Origin of the sequence: Mucilaginibacter conchicola, from assembly GCF_003432115.1 — a bacterium.
Lineage (GTDB): Bacteria > Bacteroidota > Bacteroidia > Sphingobacteriales > Sphingobacteriaceae > Mucilaginibacter > Mucilaginibacter conchicola.
Window position 1 is genome coordinate 557616 of record NZ_QWDC01000001.1, and the last position, 21564, is coordinate 579179.

The 21564-nt window shown below is 42.4% G+C and carries 25 protein-coding genes; 7 read left to right on the forward strand and 18 right to left on the reverse strand.

What is annotated here, in order from left to right:
• Nucleotides 1–18 precede the first annotated feature (18 nt).
• Both D0C36_RS02405 and D0C36_RS02410 read right to left on the reverse strand, forming a co-directional pair.
• Nucleotides 19–1962 carry a M56 family metallopeptidase gene (locus D0C36_RS02405; protein ID WP_117389987.1) on the reverse strand — a complete coding sequence of 648 codons (1944 nt, stop codon included), beginning with the start codon at nucleotides 1960–1962 and terminating at the stop codon, nucleotides 19–21.
• The gene (locus D0C36_RS02410; protein WP_117389988.1) at nucleotides 1962–2327 is read right to left on the reverse strand and encodes a BlaI/MecI/CopY family transcriptional regulator; all 366 of its coding nucleotides are present in this window, start codon (nucleotides 2325–2327) and stop codon (nucleotides 1962–1964) included. The genes D0C36_RS02405 and D0C36_RS02410 overlap by 1 nt, the downstream gene beginning before the upstream one ends.
• A gap of 211 nt (nucleotides 2328–2538) precedes the next feature.
• Here D0C36_RS02410 and argB point away from each other — a divergent pair, with 211 nt between their 5' ends.
• Nucleotides 2539–3330 carry an acetylglutamate kinase gene (gene argB / locus D0C36_RS02415; protein WP_199501953.1) on the forward strand — a complete coding sequence of 264 codons (792 nt, stop codon included), beginning with the start codon at nucleotides 2539–2541 and terminating at the stop codon, nucleotides 3328–3330.
• A 6-nt stretch (nucleotides 3331–3336) separates the two neighbouring features.
• Nucleotides 3337–4152 carry a pyrroline-5-carboxylate reductase gene (gene proC / locus D0C36_RS02420; protein ID WP_117389989.1) on the forward strand — a complete coding sequence of 272 codons (816 nt, stop codon included), beginning with the start codon at nucleotides 3337–3339 and terminating at the stop codon, nucleotides 4150–4152.
• Nucleotides 4153–4155: 3 nt separating this feature from the next.
• On the opposite strand, the gene D0C36_RS02425 is transcribed toward proC, so the two are convergent.
• Nucleotides 4156–5334, reverse strand: a complete 1179-nt coding sequence (locus tag D0C36_RS02425) for a threonine aldolase family protein (protein WP_117389990.1) — start codon at nucleotides 5332–5334, stop codon at nucleotides 4156–4158.
• A gap of 71 nt (nucleotides 5335–5405) precedes the next feature.
• Between D0C36_RS02425 and D0C36_RS02430 the strand changes: the two genes are divergently transcribed.
• The gene (locus D0C36_RS02430) at nucleotides 5406–6161 is read left to right on the forward strand and encodes a GDSL-type esterase/lipase family protein (protein WP_199501954.1); all 756 of its coding nucleotides are present in this window, start codon (nucleotides 5406–5408) and stop codon (nucleotides 6159–6161) included.
• Between the two features lie 2 nt (nucleotides 6162–6163).
• Here D0C36_RS02430 and D0C36_RS02435 read toward each other — a convergent pair whose 3' ends face one another.
• Together D0C36_RS02435 and D0C36_RS02440 are read right to left on the reverse strand one after the other, a co-directional pair.
• Nucleotides 6164–6367, reverse strand: coding sequence for a hypothetical protein (locus D0C36_RS02435; protein ID WP_117389991.1), 204 nt, complete (start codon nucleotides 6365–6367; stop codon nucleotides 6164–6166).
• 80 nt (nucleotides 6368–6447) lie between these two features.
• Nucleotides 6448–6642: a cold-shock protein gene (locus D0C36_RS02440; protein WP_117389992.1), complete on the reverse strand. Its 195-nt coding sequence runs from the start codon at nucleotides 6640–6642 to the stop codon at nucleotides 6448–6450.
• Between the two features lie 326 nt (nucleotides 6643–6968).
• Between D0C36_RS02440 and D0C36_RS02445 the strand changes: the two genes are divergently transcribed.
• Nucleotides 6969–7292 (forward strand): hypothetical protein, encoded by a 324-nt coding sequence (locus D0C36_RS02445; protein ID WP_117389993.1) that lies wholly within the window; start codon nucleotides 6969–6971, stop codon nucleotides 7290–7292.
• On the opposite strand, the gene D0C36_RS02450 is transcribed toward D0C36_RS02445, so the two are convergent.
• From D0C36_RS02450 to D0C36_RS02460, 3 genes are all read right to left on the reverse strand, one after another.
• Nucleotides 7293–8642 carry a PhoH family protein gene (locus D0C36_RS02450; protein WP_117389994.1) on the reverse strand — a complete coding sequence of 450 codons (1350 nt, stop codon included), beginning with the start codon at nucleotides 8640–8642 and terminating at the stop codon, nucleotides 7293–7295.
• Between the two features lie 1022 nt (nucleotides 8643–9664).
• On the reverse strand, nucleotides 9665–10423 hold the full coding sequence (locus D0C36_RS02455; protein ID WP_117389995.1) for a TIGR03915 family putative DNA repair protein: 759 nt from the start codon (nucleotides 10421–10423) through the stop codon (nucleotides 9665–9667).
• 3 nt (nucleotides 10424–10426) lie between these two features.
• Nucleotides 10427–11683 carry a putative DNA modification/repair radical SAM protein gene (locus tag D0C36_RS02460; RefSeq protein WP_117389996.1) on the reverse strand — a complete coding sequence of 419 codons (1257 nt, stop codon included), beginning with the start codon at nucleotides 11681–11683 and terminating at the stop codon, nucleotides 10427–10429.
• A gap of 144 nt (nucleotides 11684–11827) precedes the next feature.
• Between D0C36_RS02460 and D0C36_RS02465 the strand changes: the two genes are divergently transcribed.
• Nucleotides 11828–12106: a UBP-type zinc finger domain-containing protein gene (locus tag D0C36_RS02465; protein WP_117389997.1), complete on the forward strand. Its 279-nt coding sequence runs from the start codon at nucleotides 11828–11830 to the stop codon at nucleotides 12104–12106.
• 1 nt (nucleotide 12107) lies between these two features.
• Here D0C36_RS02465 and D0C36_RS02470 read toward each other — a convergent pair whose 3' ends face one another.
• The 7 genes from D0C36_RS02470 to ribD all read right to left on the reverse strand — a co-directional run bounded on the left by D0C36_RS02470 (nucleotide 12108) and on the right by ribD (nucleotide 18325).
• On the reverse strand, nucleotides 12108–12422 hold the full coding sequence (locus tag D0C36_RS02470; protein ID WP_117389998.1) for a ferritin family protein: 315 nt from the start codon (nucleotides 12420–12422) through the stop codon (nucleotides 12108–12110).
• A 49-nt stretch (nucleotides 12423–12471) separates the two neighbouring features.
• Nucleotides 12472–13161, reverse strand: coding sequence for a DUF6624 domain-containing protein (locus D0C36_RS02475; protein WP_117389999.1), 690 nt, complete (start codon nucleotides 13159–13161; stop codon nucleotides 12472–12474).
• A gap of 42 nt (nucleotides 13162–13203) precedes the next feature.
• A complete protein-coding gene (gene bioB, locus D0C36_RS02480; protein ID WP_117390000.1) occupies nucleotides 13204–14220 on the reverse strand; it encodes a biotin synthase BioB in 1017 nt (338 codons plus the stop codon).
• A 122-nt stretch (nucleotides 14221–14342) separates the two neighbouring features.
• A complete protein-coding gene (gene mgtE, locus D0C36_RS02485) occupies nucleotides 14343–15692 on the reverse strand; it encodes a magnesium transporter (protein WP_117390001.1) in 1350 nt (449 codons plus the stop codon).
• A gap of 78 nt (nucleotides 15693–15770) precedes the next feature.
• Nucleotides 15771–16385: an IMPACT family protein gene (locus D0C36_RS02490; RefSeq protein ID WP_117390002.1), complete on the reverse strand. Its 615-nt coding sequence runs from the start codon at nucleotides 16383–16385 to the stop codon at nucleotides 15771–15773.
• A complete protein-coding gene (locus D0C36_RS02495; protein WP_117390003.1) occupies nucleotides 16386–17264 on the reverse strand; it encodes a DMT family transporter in 879 nt (292 codons plus the stop codon).
• A gap of 11 nt (nucleotides 17265–17275) precedes the next feature.
• On the reverse strand, nucleotides 17276–18325 hold the full coding sequence (gene ribD / locus D0C36_RS02500) for a bifunctional diaminohydroxyphosphoribosylaminopyrimidine deaminase/5-amino-6-(5-phosphoribosylamino)uracil reductase RibD (protein WP_117390004.1): 1050 nt from the start codon (nucleotides 18323–18325) through the stop codon (nucleotides 17276–17278).
• A 33-nt stretch (nucleotides 18326–18358) separates the two neighbouring features.
• On the opposite strand from ribD, the gene prmC reads away from it, so the two are divergent.
• Nucleotides 18359–19234 carry a peptide chain release factor N(5)-glutamine methyltransferase gene (gene prmC / locus D0C36_RS02505; RefSeq protein ID WP_117390005.1) on the forward strand — a complete coding sequence of 292 codons (876 nt, stop codon included), beginning with the start codon at nucleotides 18359–18361 and terminating at the stop codon, nucleotides 19232–19234.
• A 62-nt stretch (nucleotides 19235–19296) separates the two neighbouring features.
• Here prmC and D0C36_RS02510 read toward each other — a convergent pair whose 3' ends face one another.
• Nucleotides 19297–19662 carry a YtxH domain-containing protein gene (locus tag D0C36_RS02510; protein WP_117390006.1) on the reverse strand — a complete coding sequence of 122 codons (366 nt, stop codon included), beginning with the start codon at nucleotides 19660–19662 and terminating at the stop codon, nucleotides 19297–19299.
• Nucleotides 19663–19809: 147 nt separating this feature from the next.
• Between D0C36_RS02510 and D0C36_RS02515 the strand changes: the two genes are divergently transcribed.
• Nucleotides 19810–20052, forward strand: a complete 243-nt coding sequence (locus D0C36_RS02515; RefSeq protein ID WP_117390007.1) for a hypothetical protein — start codon at nucleotides 19810–19812, stop codon at nucleotides 20050–20052.
• A gap of 70 nt (nucleotides 20053–20122) precedes the next feature.
• Here the strand turns inward: D0C36_RS02515 and D0C36_RS02520 are convergent, their stop codons facing one another.
• Both D0C36_RS02520 and D0C36_RS02525 read right to left on the reverse strand, forming a co-directional pair.
• Nucleotides 20123–20317: a cold-shock protein gene (locus D0C36_RS02520; RefSeq protein ID WP_117391335.1), complete on the reverse strand. Its 195-nt coding sequence runs from the start codon at nucleotides 20315–20317 to the stop codon at nucleotides 20123–20125.
• A 93-nt stretch (nucleotides 20318–20410) separates the two neighbouring features.
• Entirely contained in the window at nucleotides 20411–21550 is a 1140-nt protein-coding gene (locus D0C36_RS02525; RefSeq protein ID WP_117390008.1) for a PAS domain S-box protein, read from the reverse strand.
• Nucleotides 21551–21564: the final 14 nt, after the last annotated feature.

Below are 21564 nucleotides of genomic sequence, written 5' to 3' on the forward strand. Positions count from 1 at the left end.
ATACAAACCGAAGGTCATTTACAATTTCTCGTAAAATTTGTAGAAGAAATCGGGGTTTTTAACGCCGTAGTCTTTAATTTGGTTTGATAGCGCTACCCAATCGTTAACCGTATATTCTTTTTCTCCCGTTTTAACTTCGTGTACAAAACGGAAGGTTACCTCATCTCCTGGCTGGATGTAGGCAAAAGAAGGAGCATTAGGTTTAATATTAAATTTGATGTTATAATCGTCAACCTTTACAATTGCACTTTTCCATTTACCATTGGCGTATTTTTCTATATCTGTTACCTTGCCATAAGCGTACCTAACCTTGTTTGCCTCGTACAGAAACGCGACTTTTTGCAACGGCGCACTTTTGTAAATTAAATTGCCAGCTTTCTTTACTTCTGTTGGAGTTATTGTTATCGGTATACCTTTATTCCACATTGTTCCTAAAGTTGTTATTTCCAATTCATCCCCATTACTAAATTGCCCCTTTGAAAATTTTGCATTTGCAAAATTATACGGCAATAAAAATTCATCCCTACCTTGTTGAAGTTTGTAGCCGCTTAATTTTGAAGAATGAATGGTTGTATCTATTAAACCAATCACTGTATAAGTGAGCTTTTTGCCATTAACGCGTTCAGCAGTTTCATATTTTTGCTTCCCCTCTGCAGACGATATGTACGCTGAAAACTCCGCGTTTCTCTTTTGAAAATCCTTACGCTGTTTAGGTGTTAGGTTACTTTTTTGGCGATATTTATTTTTTACAGTATCCAAAAGAGTTGATAAACGATTGGTGTTGCCTTTAAATTCAAAAAACAGATCATATTTGGCCACTTCGTCCTTTTTTGAACCTTTATAGTATTCGGTTGAGCCCGATCTCCAGCTATCAGCTTTCATTGCTTTAACAGCCGTTTCAACAGCAGCCACTTCACTTTCTTTATAAAGCTTGTCGTTCACAATAAAAACTACCGAAGCCCCTTTCCTGTCCTCTATACCCATTGCGCCTTTTGAACCGGGTATATGTACTTCGCGTTTTACCAGCTCAACGCCGTTCTTATCTTTAAATTCTGTTTTGGTGTAAAAGGCATTTCCCTGTTTGCCGTTGGTGGTTTTCAGATTGGCAAATGCCAGTGAGCTAAGTGCCACAACAGGCAGCATAAGCGTGTAGATGATCTTTTTCATATTTGGTGTAGGTTTGTTAAATAACATGGCTATGCGGTTCTTCAACGGTACTTTGCTAAAGCTGTGCATCAGGTAATCATTACCGGCTACCGATAGCTTGAACAGCAACGCGGCGTATTCGCTTTTATCAGCACCGCCGGTGGCAATACGATCAACCTCAAACTCGTGGTTCTCTTCCATCGAACGGATATAGAAATACGCGAAAGGATTAAACCAGAGCATGGCGAGGGTAATACGGGCTATAATACGGTCGGCAGAGTGCCACAGCCGGATGTGCAACAGTTCGTGGGCTACTATCTGCTTTAATTCTGCTGGTGAAAGTTCATTATCATTAACAAATACCACGTTAAAAAGCGAACTGTTAGAACCAGCTTTTACTACTCGTACATTATCGATACAAAAAAGCTGCTCGCCTTTTGAACGTTTAATGAACATTAATAAAGTAAACGCAAGCTTTATAAGGGACAGGGCAGCAATAGCGCTGTACAGGTATTTCAGCATTACGGGAATGTCTATAGTATCCCTTACGGGGATGTTTTGCACGTCAGCAGATACAGGATTAGCCGTAAAATACTGTAGCTGGTTAAAATCAACCACGGGTTGCAGAACGGCAGGATGTTGCTCTGCAGTTACCGGTAAATGCATGGTTGGAATAATAAAACTCAGCAGCAACGTGCCCAGCAGATACCAGCGGTTAATGGTAAAAAAGGTTAACCTGCGCAGCAGCAGAAAATAAAAGAGATAGAAAATGGCGCTGCAGGCTGATACCTGTAACAGGTAAATAATTAGTTTCATTACTTTTTATTTTTGTTGATCAACTCCTGTACTTTCTCAATATCATCGGCGCTCAGTTTTTGCTCCTTCACCATAAACGATAAAAGATTATCAACCGAGCCATCAAAATAACCTGTAAACATTTTTTTGAAAGAGGCCTTACGATACTCCCCTTTGCTGATAGCCGGATAATACTCATAAGTTTTGCCATAAGCTTTATAAGCTACATAGCCCTTTTTCTCCAGCAACCGCACTACCGATGATATGGTATTGTAAGGTGGCTTAGGGTCATCAGGCATAGCCTCAATAATGTCTTTTACAAAAGCCGTTTTTAGCTTCCATAATATCTGCATTACGCGCTCTTCCGTTTTTGTTAATTCTTCCATACTCAAATCTATAACTTACTTTTCAGTTTTACAACTAAAAATTAAGTTACATAACTTATATATACGTTATTGACTATAAAACACTGACTATCAGATTATTTATTTTGATACAAGATAACTAATAGGCTGCTCATGAATAGCTTATTCAATTAAACCGCAGCTGCAAGCCAAAAAATAGCTATTATTGCTACCGGACTTATATACTATACTCATGCAAGCACTGCACGTAATAAAAATTGGCGGCAACGTAATTGATAACTCTGAAAACCTGCACCGTTTTTTAAAGGATTTTACAGCACTTGAAGGACATAAGATATTGGTGCATGGCGGTGGTAAAGTAGCTACCCAAATCTCAGAAAGTATGGGTATTGAGGCCAAAATGATAGACGGCCGCCGCATTACAGATATTGATACCTTGCGTGTTGTTACCATGGTGTATGCCGGCCTCATTAACAAAAACGTAGTGGCACAACTGCAGCGTTATGGCGCCAACGCCATTGGCTTAACCGGTGCGGATGGTAACATGATACATGCCCGCAAACGCCCCGTAAAAACTATCGACTATGGTTTTGTGGGTGATATTGTAGAAAATTCTATCAACCCCGAAAATATTGCCAAACTGCTGGATGCAGGCTTCACCCCTGTTTTTTGTGCTTTAACGCATGATGGCGAGGGCCAGCTACTGAACACCAACGCCGATACCATTGCATCAGCCGTGGCAGTGGCGTTGTCTGAGCATTACGAAACCACCCTTGTGTACTGCTTTGAGAAGAAAGGCGTGTTACACGACATTAATGATGATGACTCCCTCATAAGAGAAATAAACCCCGAGCATTATCTCAAACTAAAAGAAGAACAGATTATCCACAGTGGTATGATTCCGAAACTTGACAATGCCTTCGCGGCAATATCATGCGGCGTTAAGGCGGTTATTATTGGCCACTCTGATGATCTGGGGCAATTAAAAGGTAATACAGCTTTTGGCACACGTTTAAGTAACTAAGATAATATGGAAACAAAACAGCATATAGCCATTTTAGGCAGCGGAAACATTGGTTTGGCATTGGCCAAAGGTTTAGTTAAGGCAGGCATTTTTGCACCCGCGCAGATAACACTTACCCGCCGTAATACGGCAGCTTTGGATTACATTGCTACTGAGGGTTATAACGTTACCGCCAACAACGCCGAAGCCGTTGCAAAGGCAGATATTGTTGTATTAGCCATCCTTCCGCAACAATTAAATAAGTTGTTAGATGAGATTAAACCGGCTGTGGTGCATACTAAACACCTGCTGATTTCTGTGGTATCTGGCGTTAGCTGTCAGGATATCCGTACGCAATTAGGCTTAGATGTTGAGGTGATCCGTGCTATGCCTAATACGGCCATCGCCATAGGCCACAGCATGACCTGTATTGCTACAGATAACGCATCAGCCGAAAATGTAAGCCTGGTAACATCTCTCTTTGATACTGTTGGTGTAAGCATCCAGATAAACGAAGAACTGATGACATCGGCCACGGCGCTTTGTGCTTGCGGTATCGCCTTTTTCCTACGCTCTATCCGCGCAGCAACTCAAGGTGGCACCGAGATTGGCTTCCACGCACATGATGCCTTAAAAATGGCAGCACAAACAGCTAAAGGTGCGGCAGACCTGCTGCTGCAGTTGTCATCGCATCCCGAGCAGGAAATTGACAAAGTAACTTCACCCAAAGGCTGTACCATTGCCGGCCTTAACGAGATGGAACACAACGGCTTTAGCTCGGCACTTATAAAAGGTATCAAAACATCTGCCGAGAAAGCAGGTGCCCTTTATAAAAGCGAATAATTGCTAAGCCTTAGCAGTTTTAAGAGCATCAGCAAAAGCTTTTTCTATAACGCTGTTACTTTGCCGTAACAGCGTTTCGTTTACACGTATCTGGAATACGCCATTACGTGCGTGCGTTACTATTTGATATTTATCTTGTAGTACCTTATTGAAAATTTTGGTATGTGTGCCGGTAATTTCTATGTTAAAAATATTGGAACCGCCGGGTATAGCGCTAATCTTGATACCCGGCATTTTGTTGAGATTTTTAAATAGCTCATCAGCCTTAGTATTAGCTTGCTTCAGTCGTTCCTCTAACCCATCAAGGGTATGAAGTGCCATCGCTGCGTTACTCCAATTGCTGAAGGTGGTGCCACCATGTATCTTTATCAGATGTTCCATGTGGCCAATGGTTTCTTTATCTCCGCACAATACCGCACCACCGGCTGCGCCTAAGTATTTGTATAATGAGATATAAACCGTATCAAAATAAGAAGCATACTCTTTTAATGACACCCCGTTAACTGCCATCGCCAGGAATACACGCGCACCATCCATGTGCAATTTATAACCATTCTCCCGGCACCATGCCGATATCTTTTTTATCTCCTCAAGCGGAACATATTTACCATCGCATCGCCTCACCGGGTTTTCGATAGCTACTGTGCCTATCCCACTTTTAAATACCTCGCCTTTGTTATGGTAGTCGATAGCTTCTTTTAGCTGGTCTAAAGTGAAGTACGCCTCGCCGGTTGCAACCGGTATTAGTCTTTTGTTAAAAACAGATTGTGCAGCGTCGCCTTCATCGCGATAAATGTGGCTGGTTTCCTGCACAAAAATTTTGGTATTTTCTCCGGCAAGTACCGAAATAGCCAGTTGGTTGGCCATTGTGCCGGTAGGCATATAGATACTGGCTGGTTTGCCTGTAAGATCAGCAAATTTCTCGCATAGCTTGGCTACGGCACCACCGCCACCATAAAAGTCCATCTCTATTGGTGAAGAAGCGTTTATCTCCTGCAATTTGCTTAGGTATTCGGCCGGTTCATAAAATACACCATCATCTGTAAATGAAACCGTTTGGTTTTTTATATTAGCTAATGGTTTTAAGGATGTTGCCGCCTTAGCTGCCGATAATGGCAAAACGGCAGGGAGCATGCTTAGGCCTGATAGTTTCAGGAAATTTCTTCTTTTTAGGAAACTCATCGTGATCACTGGTTTACCCAAAGCTAATAAAGCTTTTATATATTATGGTGTCTTTTAACTCAATAACCAAAATGAAACTTATTTTAAGATCATCAATTTTTACAGCAGTTTTGCTATCGTTGGCTTTTACCATTACAGCACCTTCCAAAGTTAACATCGTTTTTATCGGCGATAGCATTACTTACGGACAAAATTCACCTGATTTTCAGCCATCTGTATACGCGCTGGACGTTTTAAAGGAAAAGTTTAAGAACACGGAATTTACCCAGGCCAATCGTGGCGTTAACGGGCATACAACAAAGAGCTTTATGCCCGGCGAACCAGACTTTGCCAAGGTTGTAAAAGATGCCGATGGTTTTTACACTGATGCATCCGCACAACTGATATTCTCTGTTATGCTGGGCACTAATGACAGTGCGATAAAAGGCCCATACGGTGCACCTGCCAGTCCGGAAAAATATACCGAAAATTTAAAAACTATTGCCGATAGTTTGCTTAAGCGTTACCCTAACAGCAAAATAGTATTCAACTATCCTATCTATTACAGCCCCAACACCTACAATGGTGCTATGTACCTGCAAGAAGGTTTAAATCGTTTGCAAACTTATTTCCCGCAGATTGATGCATTAGTAAAAAGTTATAGCAACAGCCAACCAAAGCATGTTTTTTTGGGATACACCACAGGGTTTGCCGATTTTAAAAAAGATTATCTGCGCTTATTCATACCTGAGCCAGGTAATCAAGGTACATTTTACCTACACCCCAATAAAGATGGTGCTAAGTTATTAGGTAAAAACTGGGCTAAAGCTTTGGCTAAGGTGCTCTAAAGCTAATTTTCTTTACTATCGTCTGTGTATTTTTTAGGGGCAGGCGGTGTTGAGGTCAGGTTACCAAATTCATCAACGTAAGCTATCTCATCTGCATTACTGCCGTTTTCTTTACGCTCTTGTTTACGTTGAGCTTTTTCATCCTTTTTTTTCTGGCGATTCTTTTCCAATTGTTTTTTCATGAAAGTTGCCTGCGATTTAGCCATAGTTATATATCAGATTTAAGTGAAATAAAAAGCACCTGCTTGTTAAGGCAGGTGCTTACGATTAAATTTTATAGTGATAATTAAATTACTTTTACATTTACCGCTGTAAGGCCTTTTTTGCCTTCTTCTACATCAAACGTTACTTTGTCGTTTTCACGAATCTCGTCGATGAGGCCAGTTGAGTGCACAAAAACATCGCCTCTGCTATCACTCTGTGAAATAAATCCAAAACCTTTAGTGGTGTTGAAAAACTTTACTGTTCCTTCTTTTTGCATTGATTTTTTTAATTAAGCACACAATGTAGTCATTATAAACCGACTTTTACTTAAAATAAAAATTTTTAATATTATTTTAAATAAAATAAATCTCCCATATACCTCATTAAAAGGCTTTTAGATACAAGAAGAGTATTCAAAAATAAAACTTATTGATTTTCAATAATTAAACCCTATGTTTAAAGTTCGCCACATTTTAAAATATGTAACTATTCGGTGTCATTCGAGGTACCCTATTTTAACCTATAGTAAAATAGCAATTAACGGATCAGCGGAGACAAAGGTTGATATCAAAAGTATTAAAACACAAAAAATTAAGGTATAATATGGGTAAGAAGGAAGTAGATTATCAAACCAATTTGTATTTATATGAGCTGAGGAATTTAGCTAAAGAACATGGTTTTAAACCCGAAGAGCAATGGGAGTTAAGTATGGAAACAGTAGCCGGAAAAGCAGATGTACAGCATAACTTTTTCCCGACAAATATTGCCAAAATAACACCCGACATACTTCTACAGGTACTTCATTCAGTTAAGGCACAACTAAACCTATCCCTTACCGAGGACGAGCAATCAACTAACAGCAAACGTATAGCGCTCGACGAGCTGAGTTATCTTGTGGCTCACAACCCAAAACGCCCGCGTAAATAATTACAACAACTCGTTTGCCAGGTTCGCCAGTTCGCTGCGCTCGCCTTTTTGCAGGGTAATATGCGCATAAAGCGGATGGCCTTTTGCTTTATCTATCAGGTACGATAAACCATTGCTCTCTGCATCGAGGTAAGGCGTATCTATCTGGTAAATATCGCCGGTGAACACAAACTTACTGTTCTCCCCTGCCCTTGATATGATGGTTTTCACTTCATGTGGCGTAAGATTTTGGGCCTCATCAACTATAAAAAATATCTTGCTCAGCGTACGCCCGCGTATGAACGCCAGCGGTGTAATGGAAATTTTATCGTTGGTTACCAGTTCATCCAGCTTGGCCTGCATTTTGGTATCCTCGGCAAACTGGTCTTTTATAAATTTAAGGTTATCCCAAATAGGCGCCATATACGGGTCTATCTTTGAGGATACATCCCCCGGCAGGAAACCGATATCGCGGTTGCTTAACGGTATAGTTGGGCGGGTAACAAATATCTGCCTGTAATTTTTACGCTGTTCTAAAGCACTGGCCAGCGCCAGCAAGGTTTTACCAGTGCCCGCATTGCCTTGTATGGTCACCAGTTTAATATCCTCGTGCAGCAAGGCGTGGATGGCAAAAGCCTGCTCTAAATTGCGTGGCTCTATATTCAAAACCGGCTGCTCGGTAACTTTCTCCAGCGCTTTGCTTTGCGAGTTGTAGAAAGCAGCGGTTGTACTATTTTTTCCGTTGAGGATAACAAAATGGTTGCCGGCATTATCCGGTATGCTTACCGTATCGGCCGCGATAGCTTCCGACTTATTTAGCTTGCCTAAAACCTTTTCCGTTATCTTATTCAGTGTGGTTTTACCGCTGTAGAGTTCTTCGAGGTTTTTTACTTTGCCGGTCTCGTAATCTTCGGCAAACAGGTTAAGGGCTTTGGCTTTTAAGCGGAGGCAAATATCTTTTGATACCAGGATCACTTTCCTGTCGGGATGTTCAAATTGAACGCCAAGGGCAGCGTTGAGGATGCGGTGATCTGTTTTATCTGAGCCAAACACCAACTCGGCATCAGCGCTGGTATTTTTGGTATCGAGGATAACTTTAAACTGGCCGCGACTTTTGCCGTTAAGCGGCAGCCATTGATTAATAAGGCGGTTCTTTGCCAGATCATCCATGATGCGGATAAAGCTGCGCGCTTCAAAATTGCGCGTATCATTACCGCTTTTCATGTTGTCCAGCTCTTCCAACACTTGTATTGGGATGGCAACATCGTGCTCCTGGAAGTTCTCGAAGGCGTTGTGGTCGTACAGGATAACCGAGGTATCCAGCACAAATATTTTCTTTTTTCCGTCTGCTTTTCCTGTAGATTCCTTCATAATGGCAAAATAGGGAATACAAGCGATAAAACCTGAAACGTAAAGAAAACTTAATATTGTAAAGTCTCCCCTATTGGGGAAGATTTAGAGGGGCTGCTATAAAATGGAAAACGGAAGCCTCTCTTGCGAATGACTTCCGTTGTTCCTTTCCTCATTTTGGCCGTAGCCGCCACGAAGCATCAAGTTTTGTGTGATCTTTAACCGACCTGACCTCTTCTTTGTTATAATGCGAACATTGATCAATCTTTCATTCCCTGCGAATGCTGATACATCTTTGTTGGTGCGTAATAGCCTACTTTGTCTGTTACCTTGCGGAGACCGCTCCTGCAATTCCTGCCAAACCTGCGCTGTTTCCCTTGCTTTTGCAAGCCCGGGCAGCTTTATGTTTGCGGATACTGCTCTTGCATCTTCTCCCGAGGGGAAGTCGACTCAGTTTTATTCCGTGCAACGCCGACCATCTTATTCAATAGTGAATACCGATCTTCTCTTTGTTACGCTAACGCCGATTGCTTCAAGGTCATTATCTAAGCCCTGTCCTTCCGTAGAATTTTTTGGCCATGCTGATAATACCCCGCTAATTACTTTCCGGGTAAAATACCGTGGTATTTGCTCCCTTCAATTGCAATTCAGGTACTTCACTGATCTTTAGTTCTCCCTGAGGTTCACCCGATTCAGTTTCTGTAATCCTGTGAGGCTGTCAAAGTACGTCGTTCTTGATATTTACAATATCGGGAGTTTATGCTATCTGTGTCAAGTGTTTTGTTTAAACATGTTATTAACATAAAGTCGATGGTTATTAACACGCTGTTTAAGGTAAAAAAGCTGATTTTAGAGGGTTATAAACATTTACAATTATTAACATTCTTCATCAAAATTGTCATTTCGAACGAGCAATTAAATACCGCGTCATTGCGAGGAACGAAGCAATCTCCCAACTATATCCTAAAGGGAGATTGCTTCGTTCCTCGCAATTACGCGCGGGAGAGCATCTTCTTTATGCTCGCTTGTCAAACGATTCTTTATTATATCTTCTCCGTCAGATGCTTCCAATATCTTTTAGGGATATGACGCACATGTAGTTTTGTATTTTTGCGCGAGGCGATATTTACACTATTGAAATAATTTTTCCAGAGGTGCTGATACATGCCTTCATCTTCGGTATAAGCGGCAATCACATCTGCCTGCCGACCGCCGCCGGAAAAATCAAGATTGATAAATTGCGTATCGTGCAGATCGTAGTAGATGCCATACTTACGCCTAAGATCATAGATCATCCATTTCTGATCGGCATACCGGCTTTTAAAATGGCGGATCAATAAAGGCAATACATTAAAATCAGGCTCTATGCCGGCATAGAAACAGCCATCCTGTAGTTTTTGGAAACGAATAAAAGCCTCCATCCTGTGCTTCTCACGGCGCATCATTCGCACCACCTGCGATACACGCATTACGTATTTGTTGCCGTAATCTTCTTCGATATTCTGATCTGAATCAATGGCGTAGCGGATAAAACCGAGCAGATTATTATCCTCGCCAGGAATTTCGCCGAGGTGGGCTGCATACAAACGTTGCACCCCTATTGATGATATTTTTAACTTCAGCGCTTTCAGTACGCGGTTAGCACGGGCCTCGTCGGTTACAACTTGCAGCTTCTCGTCAAACAGGGCACCGTTTATCACCTCTCCCTGATGTAGTTTAACAGCACCAAGTTTATGGGCATATATCTCAAATACAGCCGTTAGCAAACCTTCAAAAGTGCCATCGTATATCAGAGTGGTCATCAGTTAAAAAAGATTAAGCTGCGTGTGTACATTCTTAATATACTTACTGTGCGATGTGGCGAGGATAAATTGCTTAATAGCATTGCCAGTCAAATCGCGGCGTTCAAACTCCATACTGTTGCAGGTTATGAAATATTTGGCGCGGTTAACGCTCACGCCTATTTTCTTCAGTTGCTCCCAATTAAGCCTACCGAATTTACGGGCGCTCACTATCTTTTGCGCAGATAGCACGCCAATGCCCGGCACCCGCAGTATCATCTTCAGATCAGCTTTATTCACATCAACCGGAAACTCCTGCATATTGCGGATGGCCCAGCTCAGCTTTGGGTCGATATCCAGATCTAAATGCGGCTGACTGGTATTTACAATTTCGCTTACATGGAAACCATAGTTACGCATCAGCCAGTCGGCCTGGTAAAGGCGGTTCTCGCGCACCATAGGCACGCTGGTATTCAACGCAGGCAATCTGCTATCTTCCAACACCGGCACATAACCTGAGTAGTAAACCCGCCTAAGCTTAAAATTTTTATAAAAGTAGTTGGCAGAGTGAAGGATCTGGTTATCATCCTCGGGTGTGGCGCCAATAATTACCTGGGTACTTTGCCCGGCAGGTGCAAACATGGGCGCTTTTTTAAACAGTTTCTTTTCTTCGGCATGTTGGATGATAGCATTTTTGAGATAGCCCATGGGCTTGATCATATCCTGATGGCTTTTATCGGGCGCTAATAACTTTAAACCAGCTTCCGTAGGCATTTCCAGATTAACGCTTAAACGATCGGCGTACAAACCCGCTTCGTTCATCAGTTCATCGCTGGCGCCTGGGATAGATTTAAGGTGGATATAGCCATGAAAATTATGCTCTAAACGAAGTTTCTTTGCCACGCGAACCAATCGCTCCATAGTAAAATCAGCATCTTTAAAAATGCCCGAGCTAAGAAACAACCCTTCTATATAATTACGGCGATAGAAATTGATGGTAAGGTCAACTACTTCCTGCACAGTAAAAGCCGCGCGCTGGATATCATTGCTCTTGCGCGACACACAATAAGCACAATCGAAAATACAATGGTTGGTAAGCAAGATCTTCAATAACGACACACATCGCCCATCCTCGGTATAGGAATGACAAATACCATTACTGGCATTACCCAAACCCTTGTTTTCGTTTTTGCGCTTACTGCCACTGCTGGCGCATGATACATCATATTTAGCTGCATCGGCCAAAATATTGAATTTCTCGGTTATCCTTTCTGCATCCATACCAAATCAAAAATACTAATAATTTTAGCATTTTTAAATTAATAAGAAAATTTATTTAGATGCTTTTGGAATGAAGGATATGCTATAAAACAAAAAAGTAAAGCCAGGCTTTACTATATTTATTTTATTAAATCCTTTACACGTATGCCAGATTTAGACCCAAGCTTTTGCCAGCACCTGCAAGCCATAACCGAAGTTAAACTTAGCGACGAGCACGTTTGCGAAGAATGCATTAAACAAGGCACAACCTGGTTCCATTTGCGTACGTGCCAAACCTGTGGTGTTACGCTTTGCTGCGACCAGTCGCCGGAGCAACACATGACCAAGCATTACCATGCCACACAGCACCCTGTTATCGCATCTGCGCAGCCGGGCGAGCGTTGGCTATGGTGCTACCCGGATGAGCAGTTTGCTGAGTATTAATTTATTCTGAAGCCTCTTCGCCTTTTTCGCCCAACTCTACTATATCTCCTTTTTTGAACAGGATGGCCTCAAGTGTTTTGCGCCAAACGGGTTTCTTGCGCAGCAAAAATTCAAGGTCCATACCGAAGTGCTTAAATTCCTCGTGCTGGGCATTTTGCATTATGGCTTTGGCTTGTTTGTCGGTTTCAACGGAGATACGTTGTTCGTACCAGTTAATGGCTTCGGCCTCTTCCCCTAATGATACGATCATGCGGGCAAAGGTGCGGGTTTCTGCAGAAAGTTCTTCTGGCGGTTCGTGGTATTGGTCAAATCCCATGGCGTTTATATTTTTATTATAAAAGCAACGCCACAGGATTTTTGTTTTGCTAATCTACCTGGCCCTTGAGTGCTTGTTGAAGGGTGTACACTTTATAGTCTACACCTAATCGTTTTGCATTTTCTTCTGCAGTTTGCTCAAAGCCGGCTTGTTTGCGACGTTTGTTCACATTTTTAGGATCGGAAATGGGCCAAACAAAGAATTTAAACTGCGGCTTTTTAGTTTCAGGATTTATAACAGTCATGCCTTTTAGTTGGGTGCCCCAGATCTGCTCTTTTTTATTGTACATCAATGAGCGGTCTTTCATCATGGCGTATAAACGAAACGGCAATTCTTTGTCTTTTGCAGCTTTTTCAATAACCGGCAAATATTTATCAATTACCGTTGAGTGTTGCAATACAAAAAAAGCGGCCTGGTTAGTTGGCGTATCAACGAGAGAAGAACCGGGATAGCCATATTGAGCGATGATCTCTTCTACCCTCTTTACATTAGATGAATCAGTTTTATTCGCTATTTTATTTATCTGAGAGAAAAAATCGCCTTCGTTAAGATTTAAAGATTTCTTGATCGAATCGATCTTAGCACTATCCAATTTAACAGACATCATGGCCCGGTATTTTTGGTCGAGGATATAAAGACTATCCAACTCGTGCTTTAACGGTATATTGATCTTACGCTGTGCTTTAACTTGTGCAAAACACAGCGTAAGAATTATGAGGGTAAGGATATTGCGGTTCATATCGGTTTACGATTTAAGTAAATCTACGAACCTTTAGCGAATTTAGAATACCTCGTTGATGCTCATTTCGCGCAATTCTTTTGGCTCGTTAGGGCGGCCGTTCTTGAATGCCTGGCGGGGTTTTAAGCCCAACAGATCAAACATGAACATATCTTCATCAAATGTCGGGTTTGGTGTGGTCAATAATTTCTCGCCCGCGAAGATAGAGTTAGCACCTGCCATGAAGCATAAAGCCTGCTCTACAGTACTCATTTCGGTACGGCCGGCTGATAACCTTACCACTGTTTTTGGCATAATGATACGTGTAGTAGCGATCATCCTTACCATATCCCAAACAGATACGCGCGGTTGGTCTGCCAATGGCGTACCTTTTACCGGTACCAATGCGTTAATTGGTACTGACTCCGGGTGTTTAGGCAGGTTTGATAATGTTTTAAGCATTGAGATCCTATCGGCAGTGGTTTCGCCTAAACCGATGATACCGCCGCTGCAAACAGAGATCTTTGCTTTACGAACGTGCTCTAATGTTGTTAAACGCTCGTCATAAGTACGGGTAGTAATGATACGTTTGTAATCATCTTCAGAAGTATCCAGATTATGGTTGTAAGCGTACAAACCTGCATCAGCCAAACGTTGTGCCTGGCTTTCGGTAAGCATACCCAGGGTACAGCAAACTTCCATATCCAGTTCGTTTACGGCTGTCACCATGTCCAACACTTTGTCAAAGTCGCGGTTATCACGAACCTCGCGCCATGCGGCGCCCATACAAAGCCTTGATGCACCACCTTCTTTTGCACGCTTTGCGGCGGCTACAACCTCTTCTTTAGGCATCAGCGCATGTACATCAACGCCTGTGCTGTAACGTGCAGCTTGCGGGCAATATGCGCAATCCTCGGGGCAACCGCCTGTTTTAATAGAGATCAGTGAGCTGATCTGTACTTCAGAATAGTCTTTATTCTCGCGGTGAATAGTTGCCGCACGATAAATAAGGTCTAATAAAGGTGAGTGGTATATTTTTGAGATTTCTTCCTGTGTCCAGTCGTATCTTACTTCAGTCATAGCGTTTGGTTTACGTTAATATGTAATAAAAGCGTAGTGTTTAAGAATGCAAATATTCAAAGATTATTTTCTATTTCAATAAATACAATACTCTTTTGAAGCCAAGCTCCTCAAAATCAAATTTATAATAATAGTTTACTTGCCAGCCATAGCGGCAATAAAAAGCCTATGCAATCTGTAAAAGTAGTAATGATGATGGATGATGCCACTGCGGGGTCTATCCCCAGTCTTTTTAATACCAGCGGGATACCCGCGCCTGTTAAGCCGGCTACTACTAAATTCCCCGTCATGGCAAGGAACAATACAAGGCCAAGCATCGGGTTTTTATCATACAGCAAAGCAAACAATAGCACAATTAGCCCGTTGGCTGCGCCGTTGATCAACCCCACCGAGATCTCTTTTAGAACGGTGCGGTACGTTTGTCTGTCAGTCAGATCACTCAGCGAGATACGCCTTACCGTTACCGCCAGCGCCTGAGTAGCAGCGTTGCCCCCCATCCCACCAATAATGGTTACGTAAGCCACGATGATAGGCAGTTCCTCTTCTACATGCGTAAACTGCCTGATAACCGATGCCGCCAAAAACGCTGTACCCAGGTTGATCACCAGCCAGGGTAAACGGCTTTTCACCGCATCTTTCCAGTTACCGCTCAGTTCCTCATCTTCAGATACACCGGAGATCTTCAAGATATCCTCGGTATTCTCTTCTTCCATTACGTCGATGATGTCATCAACCATGATGCGGCCCAGCAGTTTCATGTGGTCGTCAACCACGGGGATACTGGTGAGGTTATATTGAGAGATAAGCTTAGCAACTTCTTCCTGGTCGAGGTCAGCTTTTACAAACACGGGGTCGTGCTGATAAATGTCGCGGATCTTTACCTCGCTACGGGCTTTAATAATGTCTTTTATAGATACAATACCCTGCAATATCTTATCATCGTTAACCACGTAGATGGTGTAAAATTCTTCCATCTCTTCCGACTGGCGAATGATCTCGTCCAGGGCATCCTTCTTATCGGAGTTGATATTTACGCAGATCACCTGCGAGTTCATCAAACCACCGGCAGTATCCTCATCGTAGTTTAACAGGGCTCGGATGCTGCTGGCATCTTCCTGGTCAATGTCCTGAAGAATCTCCTGCTGATCTTCCTCATCCATCTGACTGATGATATCTGTTGCAACGTGATAATCCAGCTCTTCTACAATCTCGGTACGTTTCTCAGGGTCGAGGCTTACCAACAGGTCTTCCGGGTGACTTTCCTCAGTCATCTCGGTAATTACCTCTGATGCTTCCTCGGTTGGCAGGATGTTGATGATACGTTCGCGGGCCTCTTGCGGCAGGCGCTCAAATAAAATAGCTATTTCTGAGGCGTGATACTCCTTCAGAACCAACTCTAATTCAGCATCATCGCCTTCAAGGGCAGTTTTGATGCGAAGCAGATCGGATTTATCTATCTCAAATGATTGCATAAGCAGGCAATTTAGGCATTTTTACGCAAAAACGGTGCCTGTAGAAGTGTGCAGTTTTAAGTTTGCTATTTGCAGATCTTAGCCGCTGTAATCGTATTTGATCTTTGCTCCGGTGAGTTTGTTCAGTTTACTCATTACTCCCTCTACCTGCGTTTTACGAACCGAAAATTGAATATCGCAATTGAGCTCAGAACGTTGCTCCAATATCTGCAATTGCTCTTCCTTGATGATACGCATCACGTCATTCATTTGCGGATAATCAAATGTAATGGTGTAAATATCATTGATGGTCTTTTCGATGATCTTAGCTTCGGCCAGTGCCATTTCGGTAGCGGTTTTATAAGCATTGATAAGGCCCGGTACACCTAACAGCGTTCCGCCGAAATAGCGTACAACCACCACTAAAGTATTGGTGATATCTTTTGATAATAAAGTATTAAGGATGGGCCTGCCCGCTGTGCCGGATGGCTCGCCATCATCGTTTACGCGGAAAACGGACCGGTCTATACCCAGCCTGATGGCCCAGCAGTGATGGTTGGCTTTAGGATGCTCGGCCTTCAATTTGGCTACAATGGGTTTGATATCAGCATCGCTGTTGATAGGATAAGCATAAGCGAGAAACTTGCTGCCACGGTCGCGAAATATGGCCTCTACGGGTGCCGAAATAGTTTTGTAAGTGTCGTCGAACAGCATTTACCAGTGCAGGATATTGACCATAGTGATCATGATGATAGAAATAATAGCCAAGCCCAGGCCAATTTTGTTGAGTTTGCTCAATCGCTCGTTAAATACAATGAGACCAACAATGGCGCCCAGTGTAATAACGCCAATATTCATGGCCGAGAATACCAGCGACGGGCTTGATGACAGCGCTTTATGAGCCTTTAAATAGAACAGGATATTACCGAAGTTAGCCACCCCCAGCACCAATCCGAATGTTACATGCGGCCAGCGGATGCGCGACTGTTTTGTAAAAACTTTTACCAGCAAACTCACAAAAGCAATTGTGAAAGAAATGGCATAAATAAAGAAAAGCGACGTAGTATAAGGCACAGCGGTAAACGCTGCTACTTTTTTAAACAGGATATCTATAGCCCCAAAACCAATAAATACGCAGATTAGATAAACCCAGGCATTGCTTAATACTGTACGATTAGCAGTACGTTTTTGCCATGGGATAGAACATAGTATGGCTGCAAAACCAACCACAAAGCACCCGAGTCTTGCCAGGCTAAAATTATCACCAAACAAAAGAAATGCTGCAAATAGGGAAATAAATAACGATAAGCGCTGCGCTACATCAGTACGCACTATACCCGCTACCCTTACCGATGCCGCCATTATCCAGAATATCAGTGGCAGCAAAATACCTACACCAACATACACCCCAACAGGTGCTTGCTGTATATCAAAAGCCTTTACATCGGGTTTAAAGAAAAACCAGGTAAGTAGTATGGCCATGGCGTAATTCCATGTAATGGCCTGGAAAACATCAATACCATAGCGGCGTGCAACTTTTAGCAAAACAGATACAATTACGCTGCAGCAAACGCTAAGGAATACAAATAGCATCAGATGGGGATTTATAGGTGATTGGTAAATATCTGTAAATTATCATTGCCAATTGTTTGGCTACTTTCATTTTTGCCGCTAATGAATGGCGCCCTTATGCCCTTACCAAGGGTTGATGGCCCTGTAAATATCCTTGCCTCATCCCACAAGCCTGCATCAATAAAAGCTTGTAAAGTTTTAGCTCCGCCTTCTATTATAACAGACTGAATATCTTGAAGATACAACTGAAACATAATGTATTGCGGCACGTAATTATCAAAATCTTCCAGCTGTATATGTTTGATATTGTCATCAACATCAAACTTTTCTGCATTGAAAACAAATGTCTCTACTGTCTTATCAAATACGTGAGAATTTTTGTCCAGCTCCAGGTGCCTGTCTATCACTACACGCTTAGGCGAACTACCTTCGGCGTAACGAACATTCAGCTGCGGGTTATCTGCCAGCACGGTGTTCTTACCTACCAAAATGGCATCTTCTTCGGCGCGCCACTGGTGTACCAGTTTGCGGCTTTCGGGGCCGGTTATCCAGTGTTGCGTGCCATCGTCGGGGGCAAAAAAACCATCGGCGGTTTGAGCCCATTTTAAAATAATATACGGGCGATGTTTTTGTACCCTTGTAAAAAAGCGGCGGTTGTGATGCAGGCTTTCTGCCTCTAACACACCAACAGTAACTTCTACACCTGCTGCCTGCAATTTTTCAATCCCTTTACCATCCACTTCAGGGAATGGATCGCGGCAGCCTACTATTACACTGGGTATCTGGTGTTTGATGATCAGATCGGCACATGGTGGTGTTTTGCCATAGTGCGCACAAGGCTCAAGCGATACATAGATAGTTGAGCTTTTCAGCAACTCATCTACGTTAGTGTACCTGTCTGTCACCATTTTAACGGCATTCACCTCGGCATGGGCTTCGCCATATTTTTGATGATAGCCCTCGCCTATTATCTTGCCATCATGAACAATAACGGCACCCACCATAGGGTTCGGACTAACAGAACCGGCGCCCAAAGAGGCCAGTTGCAAACAACGCTGCATGTATATTTGAGGTGATGCCATTGTGCAAAAGTAGCTTTTATGTTACTTTGTTGCATGAAAACTATTAAGGATGTGTTTTTATCCTTTAAGGATGGCCTGCAGAACCTTTATGACCCGCGCGAAGCCGAGGCTATTGCCATGCTGGTGTTAGAAGAACTAACCGGTTTGTCGCGTGCCAGTATCAAAGCTTTTGATAACGATGACATAACTGCCGAAGCTTTAGAAAAACTCTACCCTATTCTTGAAGAATTAAAAACCGGCAAACCTGTACAGTATATTTTAGGCACGGCAGAATTTTACGGCCTTAGCTTTTTAGTGACCCCTGCAACGCTTATCCCCCGCCCGGAAACCGAAGAACTGGTATCATGGATCCTTGAGACAAGTCAAAATTCAAAATTCAAAATTCAAAAAGCTTTGCGGATATTGGATATCGGCACAGGGACGGGATGTATTCCTATTACTCTGAAAAAGAATTTGCGCGATGCTGATGTTAGCGCTATTGACATTTCTGCGGATGCTTTGAAAACAGCCAAAGAGAACGCTTTGATAAACGACGTTGATGTTAGTTTCTTTGAAGTGGATATACTGAGTCAGGATACTTATCAACCTATAAATAGCCGATATGATATTATTGTAAGCAACCCGCCCTATGTAACACCGTCTGATAAATTGCAGATGCATACCAATGTTACCGATTTTGAGCCGCACACGGCTTTATTTGTAACCCAGGAAGATCCATTAATATTCTATCGCACTATTGCCGATTTTGCTGTACAAAACCTTGTACAAAAGGGGCATTTATACTTCGAGATAAATGAAGCTTACGGGCAGCACACCATTGATATGTTGGCCTCAAAAGGCTTTACCGATATAGAACTGCGGCAAGACATGAGCAGTCGCGATCGGATGATTAAAGCGACTCTGCAATAAAAACCGTAAAACAAAAAAGCCCGGCGTTATGGCCGGGCTTTTTCTTCTCTTCAGTTATACCTTCAGGCGTTTTGCACTGAATTATTCCAATCGTTAGCTGTGCCTTTTACTTTTGATTTAGCATCATCATAACCGTTTTCGGCATAGCTTTGAGCCTTATCTTTAACGTTTTCGTAAGCGTCTTTTGCATCGCTTACAGCGCCATTAAACTTTTGCTTTACATTATCAACAACGTTGTTGCTGTAACTTTTAACGCTGTCGGCAGTGTTTTGCGCTTTGTCTTTCGCTTTGTTTACAAGGTCGTTTACGTAATCAGCAATGTCGCCGCGTAAATCTTCACCTTTTTCCGGAGCCAATAATAAACCTAATGCGGCGCCCGCTGCAGCACCAACTAATAATGCTGCTATTACTTTTGCTTGATCTTTCATAAATGTTACTTTTTAGTAGACGAATTTGTATCTAAGTAACAAATACCATACCGCTGTGTTTAAATAATTTTTAAATAGTTAAGTTCACAACCTGCATTTGTATTTAAATTTCACACAAAACAAAAGTTATAGTTGTTGGGGTATACAATGAGCTGGAATGATTTTGTTTATAAAATGCAGGATCTGCATTTAAGAAAAGTATTCTTTTTAGTAGCCTTAATTGTGGCCGTTGTACTGTTTATCTTAAAATACTGGCTATTTCCGCAGATAAACCGCCGCGAAGATATAGTACACCGCACCATACGCCGTACAATTGATATATCAATCATGATCGTTTTTGCAATAATAGCCGTTGGCGCGGCAGCCTTTTGGCTTAGTGGTAACGATTAGGCATAAAACAAGAACATCCGCCTTTAAGGGGCGGATGTTCTGTTTTGTAATCTTTTTATATGATATATAATTAAACTACTTTTACGTTTACGGCATTTAAGCCTTTACGGCCGTTTTCAACCTCGTACTCAACTTTATCGTTCTCACGAACTTCGTCTATAAGGCCTGTTGAATGAACAAAAATGTCCTGGCCACCATCTTCTGGTACAATAAAACCAAAACCTTTTGTTTCATTGAAAAATTTAACTGTTCCTTGTTTTTGCATTATAATAATTATTAAAGCGCGCAAGGTATGCATAATAGTTGGCATTATTAGCAAATGCTTAAAACGCACATACAAGGTTACATCAAATTAACATCAGGCTACTACAGACAGGTGGCGGCCGCCAAGGGTATTCTCAGAGTCTTTTACAATACCGCGTATCTTCTCATCCAGCTCATTAACGGTCACTTCCATCAGATCAAAATAGTTGAAAGTAATGTTCTCCATTTTTATCAGATCCATAATACCCAGTAACGATGCCACCGGGCGGCGCAACTCATGCGACTGGATCAGTGCTATCCTGCGAAGCGCCTCATTTTGTACATTGATATAGGCTTCCTGCTTTTTGTGGCGGGTAATATCTGCAGAGCTTAGCGCCACGCCTATAATTTCATCGGCGTTGTTCTTTACGGGGATAAAAGTGGTAATTTTCCAGCAAGCGTTAGGTGTGCCGGCCATCATCATCCACTCGCGTTTAATAGCCCGGCCTGCAAGTGCCATTTTAAAACACTTTTTAAACTGGCTCAAAATGTCAGGATCGGTATAATCCAATATATTATCGCGGTGCATCAACGAATGGTGATAATTCTGCATCACAAAGGCTTCTGCCGAACGATTAAAGGCTATCACCTCAAAGTTGTTATCAACTAACAAGTGCATATCGTTTGAGCTATCAAAAATAGCCTTCAGCTTCAGTTCAGATTCGGTTATGGCTACACTCTGCTCCTGCTCTATCCGATGTTTCTCTTCAAGCGTGCTAAGGCTCCAGTTAAGTTCCATCAGGTGTACTACCTGTTTGGCCATCACCTTTAAAGTTTTTTGCTGATGAGCATTCAACTCACGCGGCTTTGTATCAACCACGCAAAGGCTGCCTATGGCAAAACCGTCTTTAGTAACCAGAGTTGCACCAGCATAAAAACGTACATGGGGCGCACCGGTAACCAGTGGGTTGTTCTTAAAATTGATATCGTTTAAAGTATCTGGAATAATGTAGAGCCCGTTTGCGGTGATGGTAGTATTACAAAAAGCAATTTGCCTGTCGGTACAATCAATCTCGGTACCTACAGCGGCTTTAAACCACTGGGTACTTTCATCAAGCAAAGTTACCAGGGCAACAGGTGCTTCGCAAATTTCGGCGACCAGATTAACCAGTTCGTTCAGATCGGCAGTAATATTGGCGTCAAGCTCTCTAAATCTGTCAACAGCCGTAAGCCTTTGTTGCTCCGTATAATTCATGCGGTGTAGGTGAT

Coding starts and splice junctions, on each gene's coding strand:
- D0C36_RS02405 (WP_117389987.1), bottom strand. CDS start 1,962: ATGAAACTAATTATTTACCTGTTACAGGTATCAGCCTGCAGCGCCATT.
- D0C36_RS02410 (WP_117389988.1), bottom strand. CDS start 2,327: ATGGAAGAATTAACAAAAACGGAAGAGCGCGTAATGCAGATATTATGG.
- argB (WP_199501953.1), top strand. CDS start 2,539: ATGCAAGCACTGCACGTAATAAAAATTGGCGGCAACGTAATTGATAAC.
- proC (WP_117389989.1), top strand. CDS start 3,337: ATGGAAACAAAACAGCATATAGCCATTTTAGGCAGCGGAAACATTGGT.
- D0C36_RS02425 (WP_117389990.1), bottom strand. CDS start 5,334: ATGAGTTTCCTAAAAAGAAGAAATTTCCTGAAACTATCAGGCCTAAGC.
- D0C36_RS02430 (WP_199501954.1), top strand. CDS start 5,406: ATGAAACTTATTTTAAGATCATCAATTTTTACAGCAGTTTTGCTATCG.
- D0C36_RS02435 (WP_117389991.1), bottom strand. CDS start 6,367: ATGGCTAAATCGCAGGCAACTTTCATGAAAAAACAATTGGAAAAGAAT.
- D0C36_RS02440 (WP_117389992.1), bottom strand. CDS start 6,642: ATGCAAAAAGAAGGAACAGTAAAGTTTTTCAACACCACTAAAGGTTTT.
- D0C36_RS02445 (WP_117389993.1), top strand. CDS start 6,969: ATGGGTAAGAAGGAAGTAGATTATCAAACCAATTTGTATTTATATGAG.
- D0C36_RS02450 (WP_117389994.1), bottom strand. CDS start 8,642: ATGAAGGAATCTACAGGAAAAGCAGACGGAAAAAAGAAAATATTTGTG.
- D0C36_RS02455 (WP_117389995.1), bottom strand. CDS start 10,423: ATGACCACTCTGATATACGATGGCACTTTTGAAGGTTTGCTAACGGCT.
- D0C36_RS02460 (WP_117389996.1), bottom strand. CDS start 11,683: ATGGATGCAGAAAGGATAACCGAGAAATTCAATATTTTGGCCGATGCA.
- D0C36_RS02465 (WP_117389997.1), top strand. CDS start 11,828: ATGCCAGATTTAGACCCAAGCTTTTGCCAGCACCTGCAAGCCATAACC.
- D0C36_RS02470 (WP_117389998.1), bottom strand. CDS start 12,422: ATGGGATTTGACCAATACCACGAACCGCCAGAAGAACTTTCTGCAGAA.
- D0C36_RS02475 (WP_117389999.1), bottom strand. CDS start 13,161: ATGAACCGCAATATCCTTACCCTCATAATTCTTACGCTGTGTTTTGCA.
- bioB (WP_117390000.1), bottom strand. CDS start 14,220: ATGACTGAAGTAAGATACGACTGGACACAGGAAGAAATCTCAAAAATA.
- mgtE (WP_117390001.1), bottom strand. CDS start 15,692: ATGCAATCATTTGAGATAGATAAATCCGATCTGCTTCGCATCAAAACT.
- D0C36_RS02490 (WP_117390002.1), bottom strand. CDS start 16,385: ATGCTGTTCGACGACACTTACAAAACTATTTCGGCACCCGTAGAGGCC.
- D0C36_RS02495 (WP_117390003.1), bottom strand. CDS start 17,264: ATGCTATTTGTATTCCTTAGCGTTTGCTGCAGCGTAATTGTATCTGTT.
- ribD (WP_117390004.1), bottom strand. CDS start 18,325: ATGGCATCACCTCAAATATACATGCAGCGTTGTTTGCAACTGGCCTCT.
- prmC (WP_117390005.1), top strand. CDS start 18,359: ATGAAAACTATTAAGGATGTGTTTTTATCCTTTAAGGATGGCCTGCAG.
- D0C36_RS02510 (WP_117390006.1), bottom strand. CDS start 19,662: ATGAAAGATCAAGCAAAAGTAATAGCAGCATTATTAGTTGGTGCTGCA.
- D0C36_RS02515 (WP_117390007.1), top strand. CDS start 19,810: ATGAGCTGGAATGATTTTGTTTATAAAATGCAGGATCTGCATTTAAGA.
- D0C36_RS02520 (WP_117391335.1), bottom strand. CDS start 20,317: ATGCAAAAACAAGGAACAGTTAAATTTTTCAATGAAACAAAAGGTTTT.
- D0C36_RS02525 (WP_117390008.1), bottom strand. CDS start 21,550: ATGAATTATACGGAGCAACAAAGGCTTACGGCTGTTGACAGATTTAGA.